The following is an 18,929-nucleotide window of genomic DNA, read 5'->3' on the forward strand; positions in this document are numbered from 1 at the left end:
ATGTCATCCCAGTGCCCAGACACTGGGATCCAGCTTTCCATGCAACTTCATCAAAAGCGTTTATTCAGCATAAGATCAGCCACTTTTTATGCTCACCAAATCAGTTTGCTTACTTACAAGCAAAATTTCCTGGATTCCAGTGTCAAGCACTGGAATGACACCCTATGTTCACCGGAATGACGCTTTATGGCTACTTAGATGATGAGAAAAGAACACACTGCCCTTATTCTACTGGCCGTATAGCTACTTTCAAATTTAATCAATTAAGCAGGAGGCCCCTATGCAAACCACACTAAAAAATCATTTAGCTGGAGAATTACTTACCACCGCTACGTGCTGGAAATTAAAGCTCGCAGGTGGAGAAGTAATGGGATTCACTGACTATGATGAAGATTTAAATATTGATAATATACTCTATAAATCTTCAAGTGGATTTACAGCCAGTAGTATAATATTAAACAGCGATTTAAAAACTGATAATCTAGAAATTGAAGGGATATTAAATAGTGCTGATATTAAAGAAGAAGATGTTTTATCAGGAAAGTACGACTTTGCAAATATTGAAATATTTCTTGTGAATTATAAAGACTTGACCCAGGGAACAATGAATCTACATTCAGGAATTTTTGGTAAAGTGACATTAAGTAGTGGAAGATTTATTGTTGAAATTAGAGGGCTTTCAGCAAAGCTTGAGAGAAGCATAGCAGAATTATACTCTCCTGCATGCAGAGCACAATTTTGCGATGATAAATGTAAAGCCGATACTAAAAAATTTAGTAAAATAAGTACAATCACTAAAGTAATAGACGAAAGAAGATTTGAAGACACGAATTTAACTGAGAGTGATGAATATTATAAGCACGGAGTAGTAAAATTCTTTGGCTCAATAGCGTTTGAAGGTATAGTAAAAGAATATAAAAATAAAGTAGTTACGTTGTTTACTTCGCCTCCATACCAAATTTTTGCTGGAGATAAATATTCAATACTCGCAGGTTGCGATAAAACATTTCCAACTTGCAGAAGCAAGTTTAACAATACTGTGAATTTTCGTGGTGAACCCTATATACCAGGTTTTTATATTGTTTAGCAGTACAATTTTCAATATTATGAATAAGCATGGAAAGGTGGCTGAGTGGTCTAAAGCACACGCTTGGAAAGCGTGCACATATGAAAATATGTCGGGGGTTCGAATCCCCCCTTTTCCGTATGTTACTTCTAGAATAGTATAAAACCCCCGGTCGCGCACACAACTGTACGAACATTGTAATATGGTACAATGTTACAACTATGCGGTGGTAATTTACGATAAATTCATGTAGCCATTTCAAATTTAGCCATACCAATGTCAGTAAATTGATTAAGCAAATAACACTTGAGTAGCAGTTCCTTCCCACGATTAATTTCAGATTTGTTCCGAAAATTAAACCCGAATGTTTGTTTCAGTCGCGAGAAAAAACTTTCTACATAAGATCTTTTTCCGTAGTTTGTTTGCCTTTTCCACCTCTTCATTCCATCTTCGCTGTATGACTTTATTAGTCTAATTGCAGCATTTCTCTCTGCCATACTTTGGATGCTCTGCTGCATTGTTTTTTTGGAGGAATTTTTGTCTTTATGCCGCATTCATCACAGAATTTATAGAGTTTATGTCTGTCATATGCTCCATACGCGTCAAGTTAAGGAAATAAAGGTATGAAAGAGATAGAATAATAAGGTATAAGTTCTCCCAGATATACTTTTAGTGAGAGAACCAATGAATAAAATAACTTGCTTATCAAAAAAGCTCAAAGAATTTTTTAATGAAAAAGCAGAGAAAATCTCAATTACAACAAGGTTTATAAAAAGAAAGAGAAAGCTAAAAGGTTCATCATTCGTAAAAGCCATGGTCTTGGGTAATATAGGAGTTGATAATTGTAGCGTAGAAACAATGTGTCAATTACTAAACGAGGACTCGATAGATATAACAAAACAAGGTTTGGATTTTAGATTTACTGAAGAAGCAGTGGAATTTATGAAAAGGATGTATAATGAATCTGTGATTCTCTTTAAAAATATCTTGCAAGTTGATTGCAAAATCTTACAGCAATTTAATAGTGTTAAATTATTGGACAGTAGCTATATTACTCTACCTAACAGTATGGAAGAGATGTATAAAGGTTATGGTACTAGCTACAGTGGCTATGAAAGCAATACTAAGTCTGGAATAAAGTTACAATTAGTTTTCGACTACATGAATCAGATAATAGACCAACTTAATTTAACGGAGGGGGTAAGATCAGACCAGGGATATAGGAAACATTTAAGTAATATATTAAGCAATGATTTGCTAATATCTGATCTCGGTTATTTTGTGCCAAGTTCTTTTAAACAAATCAATGAAATAGGAGCTTATTTCATAAGTCGTTATAAATCCGATACCAACATATATGATGTAGAAACAAATCAAAAAATGGAGTTATTAGAATGTTTAGAGGATAAGTTATTTTTAGAAAACGAGGTATTGTTAGGAAAAGAAGCAAAAATTAGAGTAAGAATTATATGTCAGAAACTAACTGAAGAACAGTCTATGGCCAGAAGAAGGAAAGCTAATAGATTAGCAAGATCGCAGGGATATACATCCTCTAAAAGAAATCAAAAATTGTTGAACTGGTCAATATTTATAACTAATGTTCCAGAAAATAAAATTAGTGCTGAGCAAGTATTAACGATTTACAGAGTAAGGTGGCAAATTGAGTTATTATTTAAATTGTATAAAAGCCATATCAGGCTTGATAAGCTAAAAGGAAAGCCATGCAGAGTATTATGTGAACTATATGCTAAATTGTGCGCAATTCTTATATTTCGCGGCATAGTTGGTTGCACAGAAGTGAAAAAGAATACAGAACTTAGCTTAACAAAGGCATTTATTGAGCTAAAAAGGCGGGTTAGAGAGTTATTTTTAGTATTAACCAAAATTAATAGTTTAAAAGCATTTCTTAAAAAACTCACTATAACTTGGTCGCGATTTTCATTAAAAGACAAACGTAGAAGGGCTAGAGTATCCACTTTAACCTCTCTAAATTTGCTCACAATCTCTTAACTTGACGCGTATGGTCATATGCTCTGTCTGCATATAGTGCTTTTATGGCATGCTGAAAATTAACTCCTTTAAGTAAATCGCAAGCTCCATAGTGATCAGACCGTTACTGTATTTTGCAGCTATGGCTTTTTTGCTGTTTATATTCAACATTACATGCAATTTTCTTGTCTGTTCATAGCCACGATATTTTCTATCAGCGCTATTTTCCTTGCTGTGTGTTGTTATAAATGCTGATGCTTGTGCTATCTATGGCAATTTCGATATCTTCCATATTATTTTTATCAATTCTGCAATCATTGATCTTAATATTAAGTTTTTTTTGAAGCTTGCGAATAGCTGATAACTGCCAAATCTCTTCCTATTTGTTGCAAATATCCTTTTATAAACCCGACTGTTTGTCTTAAGCCAATTCTAAAAAGATTAACGATTATATGCACTAAAATCACAACTTTATCACTATAAATATAGTTGCCGCCCTGCATTTTTGGACTATTTTCATACCAATTTTCGATAGCTTTATCGATGTAACGAAAAATATTTCCTCTTTTTTCTAGAAATTTGTTATATTCATGGCAGTTACTAACTCTCATTTTTTGTGGCATATTTTTTCTTCAACAGTTAAATAGCTATTTATAATGAATTTTGTCAGTAGCCACCAGATTTTTTCAGTTGCTATGCAACAAAGCTATCCCAGTGTCAAGCACTGGGATGACAGGAAAAGAGGCTATTTGGATGACATCTTTCTTCTTGGTATAAATTATTTTATATCTCAATGTTCATACAGCTATGCACGTTGCTGCATAGTGGATGAGGTGTACTACCTCTAAGAATATACATTATCTCACATAATAATATAATATTTCGTTCATAAATCAACGTTTTTAACATGCAGCAAGAACATTTCCGTTGTAATTAAGGTTCTTAAGATGTATATTAATGAATCTTGTTTTCAATAAATAATGAAAGTAATAATTGTCATGATAATGTTATTGTGTAGCAGTTACACAATGGCAAGCGAGAGAATAAGTCTAGTGGATAAAAAACTATCTCAAGGATATGTAGCTCCAGTGCTTATAGAAAATAGCGTTATTTTATCAGACAAGCACGGCGCTTTATATTCCTTTGATATTGATAACTCAAAGGCTATGAATTGGAAATTACAACTCTCACATAGGAAAAAAATTGGTAACATGAGCCTATCACATTATGAAAAAAATGTTTTCTTTATAGTGGATAACACTTTACACGCAATAGGCGCAAAAACTGGCAAGATTGAGTGGGAAAAAGAATTGAGAGCTCCAGTAAGAGGAAAAGCAGCAGTAATAAATAATAAATTGGTAGTATTGACTATTGATAATTATCTGTACGTGTTTGATATAAAAGATGGCAGCTCCGCTTGGGCTTATCAAAACGGTATCAATGAGGTTCGAGGTTTGTATTCCATATCGCCAATAACTTCTAACGATAAAATAATAGCACCATTTTCAAATGGTGAGTTAATAGCTTTTAATGAAGATGGTAAAAAATTGTGGAGCCAAAAATTGGCTACAAACCTTTTGGATACACAGCTCACAGATGTAACTACTACACCGAGAGTGCTTGGCGATACTTTAATAGCTACAAATAATTCTTATATTTATGGTATTGACGTAAAATCAGGAAATATTTTATGGTCAAAGTCACTGCAAGTAAAAAGTGTATCAGACATTGAGTCATATTATAGTCCTCTTATTCCTGCAGAGAAACAAAAAGAAGGCGGAAGAATTTTTATAGTTACTAAAGATGATAAAATAATTGGCCTGGATATAAAAAATGGAGAAATAGTCTGGGCATCTGATTTAATAGAAAATACGCAACTATTTGCTCCAATTATGCATGCCCATACACTGTGGGTGACAAGCAATAAAAGTTCAATGTTTGCTTTTCCGGGATCTGAAAGTGCAGGAAAGGTAGTAAAAGTACCTGGTAATGTGTTTCACACTCCAGTGTTTACTCGCAATAAGATATATGTAACAACTGAGGGAAAAGGTGTTTATTCTTTAGAAAATAGGTTTGTTTTTTATGACTGATTATGATTTAATTGTTATAGGTGGTGGCCCAGGAGGCTATAAGTGCGCTATCGCTGCTGCAAAACTTGGATTGAAAGTTGCCTGTATAGATAAAAATAGCATTTTTGGTGGCACATGCCTCAGAGTTGGGTGCATACCCTCCAAAGCATTGCTCCATTCTTCCTATCAGTATGCTCACACGAAAAATGATCTGTCGAAGCTTGGCATAAAAATTAAGGACGCAAGTTTCGATTTAAAAGAAATGCTAGGTTATAAGGACGCCAGAGTTCAGGAACTTGGAAAAGGTATAGAATATCTGTTTAACCTTCACAAAATCACTAAAATCAATGGGCTTGCTTCTTTTGACCAAGGTAATCTTGAAGTTTCAGTTGAAGGTAAGGTGCTGAAGACAAAAAATATAGTAATTGCAACCGGTTCTGACGTTATTTCTTTGCCAGGAATTAATATCGATGAGAAAGACATTATTTCTTCCACCGGTGCACTATCTTTAACTGAAGTACCAAAAAAACTTGTCGTAATCGGAGCTGGGGCAATAGGGCTTGAAATGTCTTCTGTATGGAGGAGGCTAGGGTCTGAAGTCACTGTAGTAGAATTTTTTGACAGAATCGCTGCAGCAATGGATGGAGAATTAAGTAAGTCTCTACTTTCTAGTCTACAAAAACAAGGAATAAAATTTTTACTTAGCACTAAAGTTGAGGAGATAAAACAAAGTAGTAATTCTTTGAGTGTGAAAGTTTGCTCTGTAAAAGATAATCAAACAAACACTATAGAGGCGGATAAGGTATTGGTGGCAGCAGGACGCAAACCATGCACTGAGAATCTTGGTATTGATGAAAAAATAGAAAAAGATAATCGCGGTTTCGTTCAAGTTAACAACAGATATGAAACTAATGTGAAAGGAATATTTGCTATTGGTGATGTGATCGGTGGAGCAATGCTTGCTCATAAAGCAGAGGAAGAAGGAGTGGCAGTTGCAGAGATAATAGCAGGACAGTCACCTCACGTTGATTATGGAATCATATCATCTGTCATTTACACTCACCCTGCGGTTTCTTCAATCGGTAAAACTGAAGAGGAGTTGAAAAGTGTTGGCCGTAAGTACAAAGTTGGTAAATGTCAATTTGCTGCAAACGGCAGAGCAAAAATAACTGATGATGCTGAAGGATTCGTGAAAGTGCTGACTTGTAGCAGGGCAGATACAATACTAGGTGTGCATATCATAGGAGCATACGCTGACACGCTAATCAACGAAGCAGCGGTTGCAATGGCATATGGCGCAGCAGCAGAGGATATATACAGAATTTGTCACTCTCATCCTGATATAAATGAAGCCTTTCGAGATGCGTGCATCGATGCTTTCTTTAAAAAATAATTGTGGACCTCGGTTCAATCATTGAAAAATGGTATGAGTGGCTGAGGTGCAACAGATCTTATTCACCAAACACTTTGGAATCATACATGAGGGACTTGAAGGATCTTATAAGTTTCCTAAATACTCACATTGGTGGAGAAGTAAATGTTGGTACTCTGAAAAATTTAAGCATACCTGAGTTAAGAAGTTGGCTTACCTCTCGTTACGCAAGAGGTGTAAACGCAAGATCCAACACTCGAGCACTCTCAGTAATCAGAAATTTCTTCAAGTACATAAAAAATAACCACAATATAGACAATGAAGCTGTATTTTCCTTATCAAGGCCAATTCAGAGAAGAACTCTGCCCAAAGCATTATCAATACCTAATATAAAAACTTTATTGAAAGAAATGAAACTATCCGACCTGGGTGAACCTTGGGTGGTAAAAAGAGAAATTGCGATTATCGTCCTGCTATATGGTACAGGCTTAAGAATCAGTGAAGCGTTGAACCTTAGGGTTAGTGATATTAACAATGAAAGTTTAATAGTAACAGGTAAGGGAGATAAACAAAGGCAGGTATTCATTCTTCCGGTAGTAAAAAAATGTATACAGGAATATGTAAAAGCCTGTCCTTATCTTGGCATTAATGATGAAGCACAATATCTTTTTTTGGGAGTAAGAGGAAAAAAATTGGGAAGAACTTATGTGGCCAATCGTTTGCAAAAAATAAGGAGAATGTTAAATTTACCAGAAATTTTATCTCCACATGCATTTCGCCATAGTTTTGCTACTCATTTGCTTCAGGAAGATATTGACATAAGATCAATACAACAACTGCTTGGTCACTCAAGCCTGGAAACTACTCAAATTTACACTCACCTCAATTATCAAGATGTTTTTAACATGTACAAAAATTTTCAGCAGGGCCTGGAGAAGAAATCAAAACTTTAACTTCGTTCTAAACCACCAAGCTGAGTGCTTTCAACATCACTAAGTATTGTGTTTGCTTTATATAAATTACAACATCCTAATAAAAAAAAAGCCAGTGCAACTGCTGTAAAGAAAGCACTTATTATCCCTGGATAATCTTCTATTACTAAACATGCAACAACAGTATATACTCCAAGCAATATAAAACATGCAGAAGCGTAGTTGCTTAGTTTTCTACCAGAAGAAATTGCTTGCGAGGATTTTTCGTTTTTATTACTACGGAGTAGTCTATTTTCTGATGAAAGCCTATCTCTTTCTTCCCTTACTTGTTTCAAATCTCTTTTTAATTGTAAAATTTCGACAGTGTCGCTTGCTCTTCCATACACAATTCTATTAAGTCGAGTTACTTCACTATTTAGATCATTGATTTTTGTTTTTTGAGCCGATTTTTCCTGTCTTACTTGCCCTAAATCTCTTTCTAATAGTGAAATTTTGCTAGTTTTATTCGTTAGCTCTTGCTCTTTCTCTACAAGTTGAGCTTTTGTTCTTTCAAGCCCTTGTAAAAACTTCTCAAAATCTTCTGGTATATTATTCGTATTTGCAGGAAATTTTTCATTTAAATAATCTTTAATAGAGTTAACTGGATTATCAACACCCCCCAATGCAGCAGTAACAACTGCACGATTTATAAAACAATTATCTTCTACTAATTTTTTCACATCATCTAAATCTTTTCTATTAATAGTATCAGTTAATCGGCTCTGAATAGCTTGTTCAATTGTTTGCTTTAATTGTGCATACTGCTCGTAACTAAAATCTAGGTCTTTATGTTTTAAAAGTTTTGTCAATACTTCTTTTTCATCTTCTGTTATCGTTCGTAAACATAATCGAATAATTAAGCTAAGTGGTGTTTTTATTCTTCCATCTTGGGTTCTTCTCCAGCAATTAGGATGAAGCTCTTGATTCAATAGTGTTTTCGCTTGGCAAATATTTCCGCTAGAAAGAGCAGCTAATAATTCTTTTCCTTTCTGTGCTTTTTGTATTTCTATTATCAAATGCCCAGCACGATTTTGTCTAGCACATTCCTCAGGATTTTGATGGTTTTTATTGGTTAGATAAGTGTTTATGTTTGGATGACTTAGTAAGAGTTGTAAAGTTTTCTTTTGTTGAAAGCACATTGCTAGATGCAAAACTGTATTGTTATTATTTTGTTCAGAAATATTAACATCTATGCTCCGGTGCAGTAGGAGCAACCTAATCATATTCTGATATTCTTTTTCTGTTTCAGAGCCTGCAGACAAATTAGTAACTATGGACATCAAAGGTGTCATGCCTTCTTTATCAAACGCATTAACATCCGCACCCTCTGCCAGAGCTTCTTTAAAATCTTCTAGGTTTCCATCATCAATAGCCTTAAATAGCTGTTTTGTTGATTCACTTAGCTGTCTTGAAGTTGTCGGATTTCGAGCTTGCGATGCCGTGTTATCACCACCTCCATAAGCTCTATAATATGCTACACCGTTTCTATAAGGCATACTAAACCCTCTTTATTAATGATTTACTAATATAATTATGTAAAAGAAAAGGAAAATTGCAAGCAATTTATCTAAAATCCTAGAATTAACTACGACTCCAAAAACTTTTCTGCATCAAGCGCAGCCATGCATCCTGTTCCTGCTGCAACTACTGCTTGACGATATACCTTATCTTGAACATCACCTGCAGCAAACACTCCTGCCCTACTAGTTAAAGTTGTTCCAGGTTTTGTAATGATGTAACCCTGCTCATCCATTTCAACAAAGCCTTTAAAAATACCCGCATTTGGTGCATGCCCGATTGCAATGAACACTCCATCCACTTTTAATTCTTGGGTTTTATCGATCTCTGCTGATTTAATCGCAATACCAGCAACCCTTTTTGGATTTTCTTCTCCAAGAATCTGCTCTACGGTATGGTTCCACATTACTTTTATTTTATCATTTTTAAAGAGCCTATCTTGCATTACTTTTTCCGCTCTTAATTTATCACGCCTGTGTATTAATATCACTTCTTTGGCAAATCGAGTTAAAAATATTGCTTCTTCAACAGCAGTGTTTCCACCACCAATCACAGCTACAACTTTATTCCTAAAAAATGCACCATCGCAAGTCGCACAAGCTGAAACCCCATAACCCTGAAATTTCTTTTCACTTTCTAAACCAAGCCACTTCGCTTGCGCACCAGATGCAATGATAATTGCATCTGAATAGTAGTCATTGATATTACCAGAAGATCTAAATCTATACTCATTAAAGTCCTCAAGTTGTTCAACGCTTTTTATCTCATCATCTATTATTTTTGCTCCAACCTTTTCTGCATGAAACCTCATTTGCTCCATTAGTTCTGGACCCTGTATTGAAACAAAACCAGGATAGTTTTCAACATCTGTAGTAATTGTAAGCTGACCACCAGGCTGCATTCCCGTTACTACAATTGGCTCTAAGTTTGCACGTGCTGCATATATAGCGGCAGCATAACCCGCTGCCCCAGATCCAATAATAAGAACTTTTGTACTAAATTTATAATTCTTCACTGTATGAGTTTAGATAATCAGCTACTCCTTCATCGCTTGCCTGCATTGCTGGCTTACCTTTCTTCCACCCTGCTGGACATACTTCACCATGCTCCTCATTATGTTTAATTGCATCAACGATTCTAACGAATTCATCGATATTACGCCCTAAAGGCAAATCATTTATCGATTGATGACGTACAATAAATTTATCATCAATAACGAAAGTTGCTCTCAGCGCAATTGAGTCATCATATAAGACCCCATAGTCTCTTGATATAGACTTTTTGATATCAGACACTAAAGTGTAGCTAATCTCTCCAATACCACCATCATTAACTGGAGTGTTTCGCCATTTATAATGTGAAAATTTTGAATCTACACTTATTCCTATCACTTCAACACCACGCTTTGCAAACTCATTTATTCTATTATTGAGCGATATCAATTCAGTTGGGCAAACAAAAGTAAAATCAAGTGGATAGAAAAAAAGGACAGCATACTTATTTTTTATGCGCTTACTCAGACAGAAATCATCAACAATTTCTCCGTCAGAGAGAACAGATGAAGCAGTAAAATCGATAGCAGATTTTGTTACAAGATTCATAATTAACCTATTCTTTTAAAATAACTTTAATTTTACATCTTGATAAACTTATATGCAAGTTTTCTTTGGTTTTAGTCCTATAAAAACTTCCTAAAATAGCTCTTCTTTTTTACCGATAAGATACAATCCAGGTTGGAATACTGAGTTGGTGAGTATAAAATTCTACGTCATGCCACCGCGAACCGTCATACCGCCACGGTATCTCAGCCGCTCACAAGTAGCGGGATGACGGTTGTCGTTTAGCTATAAATGTTAAAAAATTTGCCAAACGAAAAAAAAGGCAAAAGAAGCCCCGTGGTTGGCTAATTACTTACATTATACTTTCAAGTATGGCGTTTTTTTATTCTAAACGTTTAATAACCGCGATTCAGTTGCTTTTAAGCCGCAACTAATCTAAATTATAAACATTAAGAAATTTACTAAACAGAAAAAAAGGCAAAAGAAACCCTAGGGTAGCTAGTTATTCACTATCCATTTTTTAAGTTGGCGTTTTTTTATGTTTTAAATGCTTTATAAGCGCATTTTAGCTTATATTAGGTAAAAACCTAGAAGTTTTATAAAGACATAAGGTGCACATAGTGCAAAAAATTAAACATGAGACGCCAGATACGTGAGTTTTTTTGTCATTTAATCTGTACAGAGAAGATAAATAAATAGCTTCAGTTTCATGATAAGGGAGTTGGCGGAGTTTGTCAAGTAAGTTTTTCGCTTCTGCGGGCTACTTGAATAACGGCTACAATGTTCATACAGCTATGTACATAGCTGGAACCCAAAAAAAGAACCAAGTAGCCAAGGCTACTTGGATGACAAAAGGTAATACAAGAAATCTATTGGCTCTCGTATATCTTAGTGAAACTTAACAAGTTTATCTATAGTTTTAGTGATGATTCTTGGAGTATCCGGAGAAACTGCTGAGCTCAGCCTATTTAACCGCTCTATAGCGAACTCGCTATTCTCATTTGCTATGAAATCACATAAAATATTTTCTATATCCTTAGTAACACTTTCATGCTTTCTCAGAGGATGATTATGTGGATACCTACTGATGGTTTTGATACTGGAATACTCAACAAAAGCTTGATCCTTAAAAGCAAGTTGTCTCAATTTCTCTTTGAATTTTCCTTCTTCCTCTTTTGCTAAAAGGCGAGACTTTATCAGTGATTTTATAATCAAATTTATAGCTTGATGTATTTCAGAATGCACTATAACTTTAATGGTATTTTCTTCTACTATACAATCATAAATATTTTTTTCGCTCTGTAACGACTCTATTAATTTCTTGCTACTTTGTGAATTCAATTCCAAATTCTCCTCACTCATAGGAGTTATTATGAAGGTGTTCTTACTCACTCTGATGTTAAATTGTGGAGAGCCTTCAGAAAAGGAAAATGCTACATCCTTAAATTCAAGTGCATGATTGTATGCAGCAAAAAGGGTGTGTGCTATAACACTGCTGGGCACCTTCATTCCATGTTTACTCAGGTGGTTCAATACATTTTCAACCTCATGATATGTAAAGTCTGTATCTTTTAGCAATTCAACAACTTCTATGCCGTTGTGTTGTTTATACTCTATTCTCACTTCTTCTGTAAAAAGTGTTTTAGCTGCTATATGTTTATCAAGCACTGTGAAAATCTTGATGAAATTCTCTAAATCTTGTTTGTTAACTAATTCGATACTAATTAAGTTTCTGCTAATAATTGAAATATTTTTTGTCATTTTTTCCCACTAAAAAAACTCACTTAATGAATTGTATTTTTAATTCATTAAGAATTGTTTAAAGTGAGCATACTAGTTTTCATTTACGTATTACACGACAAAACAAGATAAAAAGTTACATAAAATCATCATGTGGTATAACACACTCTCCACATTCATCATTGCTGTTTGTGTAGGTTGTGACATCAGTGTGATTGTCATTATTATTTAGCATATCATCCAACTTTCCTTCTTTTTCAAGATCCATCAATTTGTCACACCCCCCAATGTGCTTATCGTTGATAAAAATCTGTGGAACTGTTCTAACGTTATACTTTGATTTTATGTCGTTAAATAGATCTGAGTTTTTGAGCACATCAATTTCTTCATACTTCACACCTTTTTTATCTAGTAAATCCTTTGCCCTTATGCAGTATGGACAGCCCTTCTTTACATATATCACAACATTTTTCACAATTTATCTCCGTAGCTTACTAAAATATAGTTATTATATATAAGAAACATGTAAAAACATCAAATTGTATGAAAATTATTTATAATTGTGAGCAAGGAATAGAAAATAATATAGCACTAACCTTCGGAAATTTCGATGGCATTCATTTAGGACACGAGTTTGCAATTTCTACTCTAAAGAAGGTAGCACAAGAAAGAGGATTACCCTCTGCAGTTTTAACTTTTGAGCCTCACCCATCAACTGTTTTATTTGGTAGAAACAATTTTAGGTTAATAGACCAAGAACAAAAAAAGGAACTGATCAGCAGCTATGGTATAGATTACTTGTATATTATTAATTTTAATAGAGGTTTTTCTGAGGTTGGCTGCGATGACTTTATCAGTAAGATTTTAATAGATAAATATGGCGCTAAACACATAATTGTCGGAGAAAATTGCACTTTTGGTCATAAACGATTGGGTAATATATTAACTCTAGAGAAATATTCTGAAACGTATGGATACTCTTTGACTAAATTAGAGCCATTAATAATTGACGGCAAAATTTGCTCTTCTTCTTCAATAAGGGAGTATGTACAAAGGGGCGAAATAGAAATTGCTAATAAATTGCTCGGCAGGCCTTATCAAGTTTCTGGTGTTGTGACACAAGGTGCATGTAGAGGTAGAGAAATAGGATTTCCAACCATAAATATTCCTATAGAAGATTGCATGATAAAACCTAAATTTGGCACATATTACGCTAGAGTGACTTTTCCTGATAGTAATCCAAATTGGTTATATGGAGTAGTCAATATTGGTATGAGACCTACTTTTAAGGATCTGAAAAAGCCTATAATAGAAATGCACATATTCGATTTTGATGAAGACGTATATAGTCATAAAGTCAATATACAACTTTTAAAATTCATAAGGTCAGAAAAAAAATTCCATAGTATTGAGGAGTTAACAAAACAGATAAATTATGATATACTTAAAGTTTATAGGTTAAAGGCAAATTTATGAAAAAGTTATGCTTAGTTGTTATATTAATTATAGTATTGATTGACCAAACGAGCAAATTGTACATAAACTCATTGATTGATGAAGGAGAATCAATTGAGATCGCTAGTTTTATAAAACTAGTTGAAGTTTGGAATTCAGGTATTAGTTTTGGAATGTGTAGCGCTTTACCACATGGCGGTTTCTTTTTTTCAGCATTTTCAATACTAATAATTGGTATACTTGCATATTTGATATACAAGTCTGACGATCAGTCAACTTACCTTGGTTTTTCTCTGATGATTGGTGGAGCAATCGGAAACGTAGTTGATAGGATCTATTGGGGAGCTGTATATGATTTCATATATTTTCATATTGATGATTGGTATTGGCCAGCCTTTAATTTAGCAGATTTATCTATAGTTTGTGGAATGTTTACATTGTTATATAAGTGGTATATATACGATATGCTTATTTCTAAACAAAATGAGGAATAAAATAATTGTTTTTATATTAGGTCGAAATAATGCTTCATAAGTTTTTTAGTTTTCTTATACTACCTGTACTTTTTTTTACTTACCCAATTTCTTCGAATGCTTTAAACATAGAGCACAACATAAAATATACTAAACTCAGTAACGGACTAGATGTTTATGTTGTTTCTAATCATCGGATTCCAGCCGTTTTACATGCAGTAATATACAAAGTTGGGGGAATGGATGATCCAATCGGCAAAGCAGGATTGGATCACTACTTTGAACATTTAATGTTTGAAACTACAGGAAAGTTCACAGATATAGAAGCCACTATGAGTAGCATTGGGGCTCAATTTAACGCGTTTACCACTAAAGAATATACCTGTTATTATGAGTTGGTCCCCAAAAAAGATTTACCACTGGCAATGGAAGTTGAAGCAGATAGAATGGGAAACTTTAATGTTACTCAAGACAAAATAGATAGAGAAAAAAACATTGTACTGGAAGAAAGAAAAATGAGATTTGATAACCAACCTCATAACTTGTTGTGGGAAGAAATGGATAGTGCATTTTACCGTAATGGCTATGGTAGATCTGTTATTGGCTGGGAGAGCGATATCAAAACTTACAATCAGAATGACATAGTGAGGTTTCACGATAGTTATTATCACCCTGGTAATGCAATATTGCTGATTGTGGGTGATGTGGAGTTTGATGAAGTAGTGAAATTAGCAGAAGAAAAATATGGCGAAATTAAAGCTAAGCCTGTAATGAGACATTACCCAAATCAGGATCCAGTGCATAATGCAGGTCTATCGGTGACCTTAGAGAGCACTGAAGTAAAAGAATCAAGTTTTATATTTTCGTTATCGTGTTCCCTTATTTGATCACATAAATGAAGCCTCTGCTGCTCATTTAGCGGTTGACATTTTAGGTGGCGGCAAATCCAGCAAACTGTATAAAGATTTGGTTTTAGATAAAGATGTGGCAGTATCAGTGTTTGCTTATTATAATAGCCTAGCTTTTAGTGATGGCTACATTGATATTATGATAATTCCAAAAAGTGGCGCTAATTTAGATATTGTTGAAAGAGAGTTAGATAATGCTATTAATGGCTTCGTATCTAAAGGGGTGACGAGCGAGGAATTACAAAGCTCAAAATATAGGTATAAGGCAGCACAGTTTGATAATCCATACGCGTCAAGTTAAGAGATTGTGAGCAAATTTAGAGAGGTTAAAGTGGATACTCTAGCCCTTCTACGTTTGTCTTTTAATGAAAATCGCGACCAAGTTATAGTGAGTTTTTTAAGAAATGCTTTTAAACTATTAATTTTGGTTAATACTAAAAATAACTCTCTAACCCGCCTTTTTAGCTCAATAAATGCCTTTGTTAAGCTAAGTTCTGTATTCTTTTTCACTTCTGTGCAACCAACTATGCCGTGAAATATAAGAATTGCGCACAATTTAGCATATAGTTCACATAATACTCTGCATGGCTTTCCTTTTAGCTTATCAAGCCTGATATGGCTTTTATACAATTTAAATAATAACTCAATTTGCCACCTTACTCTGTAAATCGTTAATACTTGCTCAGCACTAATTTTATTTTCTGGAACATTAGTTATAAATATTGACCAGTTCAACAATTTTTGATTTCTTTTAGAGGATGTATATCCCTGCGATCTTGCTAATCTATTAGCTTTCCTTCTTCTGGCCATAGACTGTTCTTCAGTTAGTTTCTGACATATAATTCTTACTCTAATTTTTGCTTCTTTTCCTAACAATACCTCGTTTTCTAAAAATAACTTATCCTCTAAACATTCTAATAACTCCATTTTTTGATTTGTTTCTACATCATATATGTTGGTATCGGATTTATAACGACTTATGAAATAAGCTCCTATTTCATTGATTTGTTTAAAAGAACTTGGCACAAAATAACCGAGATCAGATATTAGCAAATCATTGCTTAATATATTACTTAAATGTTTCCTATATCCCTGGTCTGATCTTACCCCCTCCGTTAAATTAAGTTGGTCTATTATCTGATTCATGTAGTCGAAAACTAATTGTAACTTTATTCCAGACTTAGTATTGCTTTCATAGCCACTGTAGCTAGTACCATAACCTTTATACATCTCTTCCATACTGTTAGGTAGAGTAATATAGCTACTGTCCAATAATTTAACACTATTAAATTGCTGTAAGATTTTGCAATCAACTTGCAAGATATTTTTAAAGAGAATCACAGATTCATTATACATCCTTTTCATAAATTCCACTGCTTCTTCAGTAAATCTAAAATCCAAACCTTGTTTTGTTATATCTATCGAGTCCTCGTTTAGTAATTGACACATTGTTTCTACGCTACAATTATCAACTCCTATATTACCCAAGACCATGGCTTTTACGAATGATGAACCTTTTAGCTTTCTCTTTCTTTTTATAAACCTTGTTGTAATTGAGATTTTCTCTGCTTTTTCATTAAAAAATTCTTTGAGCTTTTTTGATAAGCAAGTTATTTTATTCATTGGTTCTCTCACTAAAAGTATATCTGGGAGAACTTATACCTTATTATTCTATCTCTTTCATACCTTTATTTCCTTAACTTGACGCGTATGGTTTGATAATCTATCTAACTTAACTCATATAGCGATGTTCTATGTGCCACACCTTGCACTTGGTATTCCACTTGATGAAATAGATATTTCATATAGCAAGATTAATGATGTCAATCTAGAGGATGTAAATAATAAAATCCGTGCTATTTTTTCTGCTAATAAGTTAATTGGTCGTTTATTACCAAAAGGAGATAATAATGAGAATAAGTAAAATTATATTTCTATTTTTTTTCTGTCTAGGCTTTAATTTACAAGCAAGTGGTAACCTAAATATAGAGGAGGTCACTACCCGTAAAGGATTTAAGTTTTTATTTGTAGAAAATCATGATTTGCCAAAAGTTTCACTAAATATATCGTTCAAGGATGCAGGTTATGTGTATGAGAATAAGGAAAAACAGGGGCTTGCTTGGTTTACTTCTCTTGTAATCCAAGAAGGGGCAGGAAAAAATGATGCCAAAGATTTTGCGAAAAAGCTTGAAGATAAAGGGATTAGTTTAAATTTTATTGCTGATTTAGAAGCATTTAGGGTTTCATTAAATACTTTGTCTGACAATCTAGAGGAAGCAATTTCATTACTGAGCGATACTATAATGCGTCCTAAAGTTGACCCTGAAGGGTTGAATAGTTAGATACGTTATTGTTTAAAAAACATCCTTACTCAAAAAGTGTGTACGGTACTCTTGATACTATAATGAGCATTACTAGAGACGATGTTTTAACATACATAAAGCGTAATTTTGCTAAAGATAACATAGTTATCAGTGTTGCTGGTTGTACAAAAAAAGAAGAAATTATTACGCTATTAGATAAATATTTATCTAAATTGCCGTCAAAAAGATCAAAAGTTAGAAAAATACCTGTAAAAAATAATTTTGGTTCTGCAGAAAGTAAGAATATTTTTATGGATATACCACAGAGTGTGATACTTTTTGCTCAAAAAGGTATAGCTTATGAAGATCCTAATTATTATAACGCTGGTGTCTTAATTGATGCACTTGGTGGCATGAGGCTGAATTCAATATTAATGACAGAACTGAGGCAAAACTTGGGTATTACTTATGGTGTTTATGCAAGTATTATTTCCAATAAACATGGAAATATTATATCTGGATTTATAAGTACTGATAGTTCTACTGCTGGCAAAGCTATATCAGCAGTAAAAGATACATTTAGCAGAATAAAAAAGCAAGGAATTGACGAACAATTGTTCAAGGATGCAAAAATTGGCTTGGTAAATAATCTTGTCCTTTTCCTGTCCAATAACACAAATACAGCAACGCTGCTAGATAATATGCAGATAAATGATCGTGATGTTAACCGTATAAATAATTATGCGAATATCATTAATGATGTTAAATTAGAGGAAGTAAACGAACTGGCAAGTTCTTTACTGGAACCTGAAAATTTATTTTTTGTTGAAGTTGGAAAAAACGCTCAAGGTCAATAATTATTACAGTCATATATCTTCTGCTATTGACCTTACTGCTTCTACATAACACTTATGCTCCTCAGCTAGAATGCGTTCTGAGAGGCTTTGAATATCATCAGCTGGTAACACTGGTACAACAACTTGAGCAATTATGGCTCCAGCATCAACTTCAGGAGTGACATAATGTACAGTACAACCTGTAATTTTTACACCTGCTTTTAGAGCTTGCTCTTGAGCGTTTAGGCCTTTAAAAGACGGAAGTAAAGAGGGATGAATATTTATCACCTTGTTATGCCATTTACTCAGAAAATCAGCTTTGAGAATTCTCATAAACCCTGCAAGGCAAATTAAATCAACCTTATGTTGAACAAGTATTTCGTGAATTTTACCAGCATCAAGCGGTTTATCTTTAACAATAAACGCTGAGATTCCTGCTTGCTCTGCTATTTTCAGACCAGCAGCTTCGCTATTATTTGTGATAACACATGCAACTTCTGCGGAAAAATTCTGATCTTGACATGCTTCTATTAAGGCCTGCATATTCGACCCCCTACCTGAAATTAGTATTCCGAGTTTTATCTTTTTCATTATAGCACAGTTAGTTTAGAATTTAGTTAATACTAACAAAACAGCTCAAAAGGAAAACTTATTTTATAGCAAAGAAGGC

General features: G+C 33.9%; 14 protein-coding genes, 1 tRNA gene and 5 pseudogenes. 11 read left to right on the forward strand and 9 right to left on the reverse strand.

The features are described from left to right. The first annotated feature begins 280 nt into the window (after positions 1-280). Together OM961_RS04370 and OM961_RS04375 are read left to right on the forward strand one after the other, a co-directional pair. Positions 281-1,087 carry a DUF2163 domain-containing protein gene (locus OM961_RS04370; protein WP_264339483.1) on the forward strand — a complete coding sequence of 269 codons (807 nt, stop codon included), beginning with the start codon at positions 281-283 and terminating at the stop codon, positions 1,085-1,087. A 31-nt stretch (positions 1,088-1,118) separates the two neighbouring features. After that, a tRNA-Ser gene (locus tag OM961_RS04375) sits at positions 1,119-1,205 on the forward strand. Between the two features lie 106 nt (positions 1,206-1,311). Here the strand turns inward: OM961_RS04375 and OM961_RS04380 are convergent. Further along, positions 1,312-1,658: pseudogene (locus OM961_RS04380) on the reverse strand (transposase); the annotation flags it as partial. 92 nt (positions 1,659-1,750) lie between these two features. Between OM961_RS04380 and OM961_RS04385 the strand changes: the two are divergent. Next, positions 1,751-3,076 carry an IS4 family transposase gene (locus OM961_RS04385; RefSeq protein ID WP_264339205.1) on the forward strand — a complete coding sequence of 442 codons (1,326 nt, stop codon included), beginning with the start codon at positions 1,751-1,753 and terminating at the stop codon, positions 3,074-3,076. Here OM961_RS04385 and OM961_RS07660 read toward each other — a convergent pair. After that, positions 3,072-3,678, reverse strand: a pseudogene (locus tag OM961_RS07660) (transposase); the annotation flags it as partial. The gene OM961_RS04385 and the pseudogene OM961_RS07660 overlap by 5 nt on opposite strands. 357 nt (positions 3,679-4,035) lie before the next feature. Between OM961_RS07660 and OM961_RS04395 the strand changes: the two are divergent. Genes OM961_RS04395 through OM961_RS04405 form a run of 3 tightly spaced genes read left to right on the forward strand, consistent with a single transcriptional unit; the run spans position 4,036 to position 7,449 of the window. Further along, entirely contained in the window at positions 4,036-5,145 is a 1,110-nt protein-coding gene (locus OM961_RS04395; protein ID WP_264339484.1) for an outer membrane protein assembly factor BamB family protein, read from the forward strand. Beyond that, positions 5,138-6,517, forward strand: a complete 1,380-nt coding sequence (gene lpdA, locus OM961_RS04400) for a dihydrolipoyl dehydrogenase (protein WP_264339485.1) — start codon at positions 5,138-5,140, stop codon at positions 6,515-6,517. Before OM961_RS04395 ends, lpdA begins: the two co-directional genes overlap by 8 nt. A 2-nt stretch (positions 6,518-6,519) precedes the next feature. Further along, the gene (locus OM961_RS04405; RefSeq protein WP_264339486.1) at positions 6,520-7,449 is read left to right on the forward strand and encodes a tyrosine recombinase XerC; all 930 of its coding nucleotides are present in this window, start codon (positions 6,520-6,522) and stop codon (positions 7,447-7,449) included. On the opposite strand, the gene OM961_RS04410 is transcribed toward OM961_RS04405, so the two are convergent. The 5 genes from OM961_RS04410 to grxC all read right to left on the reverse strand — a co-directional run bounded on the left by OM961_RS04410 (position 7,446) and on the right by grxC (position 12,759). After that, a complete protein-coding gene (locus tag OM961_RS04410) occupies positions 7,446-8,963 on the reverse strand; it encodes an ankyrin repeat domain-containing protein (protein WP_264339487.1) in 1,518 nt (505 codons plus the stop codon). The two genes, OM961_RS04405 and OM961_RS04410, sit on opposite strands and share 4 nt — an antisense overlap. Before the next feature lie 89 nt (positions 8,964-9,052). After that, positions 9,053-10,000 carry a thioredoxin-disulfide reductase gene (trxB, locus tag OM961_RS04415; protein WP_264339488.1) on the reverse strand — a complete coding sequence of 316 codons (948 nt, stop codon included), beginning with the start codon at positions 9,998-10,000 and terminating at the stop codon, positions 9,053-9,055. Further along, a complete protein-coding gene (locus tag OM961_RS04420) occupies positions 9,987-10,586 on the reverse strand; it encodes a peroxiredoxin (protein WP_012673206.1) in 600 nt (199 codons plus the stop codon). Before OM961_RS04420 ends, trxB begins: the two co-directional genes overlap by 14 nt. Positions 10,587-11,432: 846 nt before the next feature. Further along, positions 11,433-12,305 (reverse strand): hypothetical protein, encoded by an 873-nt coding sequence (locus OM961_RS04425; protein WP_007550039.1) that lies wholly within the window; start codon positions 12,303-12,305, stop codon positions 11,433-11,435. A gap of 115 nt (positions 12,306-12,420) precedes the next feature. Then, on the reverse strand, positions 12,421-12,759 hold the full coding sequence (gene grxC, locus OM961_RS04430) for a glutaredoxin 3 (protein WP_007550037.1): 339 nt from the start codon (positions 12,757-12,759) through the stop codon (positions 12,421-12,423). Positions 12,760-12,827: 68 nt separating this feature from the next. Between grxC and ribF the strand changes: the two genes are divergently transcribed. The 3 genes and pseudogenes from ribF to OM961_RS04445 form a co-directional block, all read left to right on the forward strand. Next, entirely contained in the window at positions 12,828-13,760 is a 933-nt protein-coding gene (ribF, locus tag OM961_RS04435) for a riboflavin biosynthesis protein RibF (RefSeq protein ID WP_182309507.1), read from the forward strand. Continuing rightward, complete coding sequence (gene lspA / locus OM961_RS04440; RefSeq protein WP_006279329.1) at positions 13,757-14,233, forward strand: signal peptidase II; 477 nt, start codon at positions 13,757-13,759, stop codon at positions 14,231-14,233. The genes ribF and lspA overlap by 4 nt, the downstream gene beginning before the upstream one ends. Before the next feature lie 29 nt (positions 14,234-14,262). Further along, positions 14,263-15,403, forward strand: a pseudogene (locus OM961_RS04445) (M16 family metallopeptidase); the annotation flags it as partial. Positions 15,404-15,417: 14 nt separating this feature from the next. Here OM961_RS04445 and OM961_RS04450 read toward each other — a convergent pair. Next, positions 15,418-16,743, reverse strand: coding sequence for an IS4 family transposase (locus OM961_RS04450; RefSeq protein ID WP_264339118.1), 1,326 nt, complete (start codon positions 16,741-16,743; stop codon positions 15,418-15,420). Between the two features lie 91 nt (positions 16,744-16,834). Between OM961_RS04450 and OM961_RS04455 the strand changes: the two are divergent. Together OM961_RS04455 and OM961_RS04460 are read left to right on the forward strand one after the other, a co-directional pair. Next, a pseudogene (locus OM961_RS04455) lies at positions 16,835-17,044 on the forward strand (insulinase family protein); the annotation flags it as partial. After that, positions 17,031-18,280 (forward strand): annotated as a pseudogene (locus OM961_RS04460) (M16 family metallopeptidase). The pseudogenes OM961_RS04455 and OM961_RS04460, both read left to right, overlap by 14 nt. Positions 18,281-18,289: 9 nt before the next feature. On the opposite strand, the gene purN reads toward OM961_RS04460, so the two are convergent. Beyond that, complete coding sequence (gene purN / locus OM961_RS04465) at positions 18,290-18,850, reverse strand: phosphoribosylglycinamide formyltransferase (RefSeq protein WP_010082490.1); 561 nt, start codon at positions 18,848-18,850, stop codon at positions 18,290-18,292. Positions 18,851-18,929 lie beyond the last annotated feature (79 nt).

This window comes from Wolbachia endosymbiont (group A) of Cydia splendana, from assembly GCF_947179475.1.
GTDB lineage: Bacteria > Pseudomonadota > Alphaproteobacteria > Rickettsiales > Anaplasmataceae > Wolbachia > Wolbachia pipientis.

What these genes read in the sequence shown, in the direction of transcription:
- OM961_RS04370 (WP_264339483.1), top strand. Translation starts at nt 281, where the DNA reads ATGCAAACCACACTAAAAAATCATTTAGCTGGAGAATTACTTACCACC.
- OM961_RS04385 (WP_264339205.1), top strand. Translation starts at nt 1,751, where the DNA reads ATGAATAAAATAACTTGCTTATCAAAAAAGCTCAAAGAATTTTTTAAT.
- OM961_RS04395 (WP_264339484.1), top strand. Translation starts at nt 4,036, where the DNA reads ATGAAAGTAATAATTGTCATGATAATGTTATTGTGTAGCAGTTACACA.
- lpdA (WP_264339485.1), top strand. Translation starts at nt 5,138, where the DNA reads ATGACTGATTATGATTTAATTGTTATAGGTGGTGGCCCAGGAGGCTAT.
- OM961_RS04410 (WP_264339487.1), bottom strand. Translation starts at nt 8,963, where the DNA reads ATGCCTTATAGAAACGGTGTAGCATATTATAGAGCTTATGGAGGTGGT.
- OM961_RS04420 (WP_012673206.1), bottom strand. Translation starts at nt 10,586, where the DNA reads ATGAATCTTGTAACAAAATCTGCTATCGATTTTACTGCTTCATCTGTT.
- OM961_RS04425 (WP_007550039.1), bottom strand. Translation starts at nt 12,305, where the DNA reads ATGACAAAAAATATTTCAATTATTAGCAGAAACTTAATTAGTATCGAA.
- ribF (WP_182309507.1), top strand. Translation starts at nt 12,828, where the DNA reads ATGAAAATTATTTATAATTGTGAGCAAGGAATAGAAAATAATATAGCA.
- lspA (WP_006279329.1), top strand. Translation starts at nt 13,757, where the DNA reads ATGAAAAAGTTATGCTTAGTTGTTATATTAATTATAGTATTGATTGAC.
- OM961_RS04450 (WP_264339118.1), bottom strand. Translation starts at nt 16,743, where the DNA reads ATGAATAAAATAACTTGCTTATCAAAAAAGCTCAAAGAATTTTTTAAT.
- purN (WP_010082490.1), bottom strand. Translation starts at nt 18,850, where the DNA reads ATGAAAAAGATAAAACTCGGAATACTAATTTCAGGTAGGGGGTCGAAT.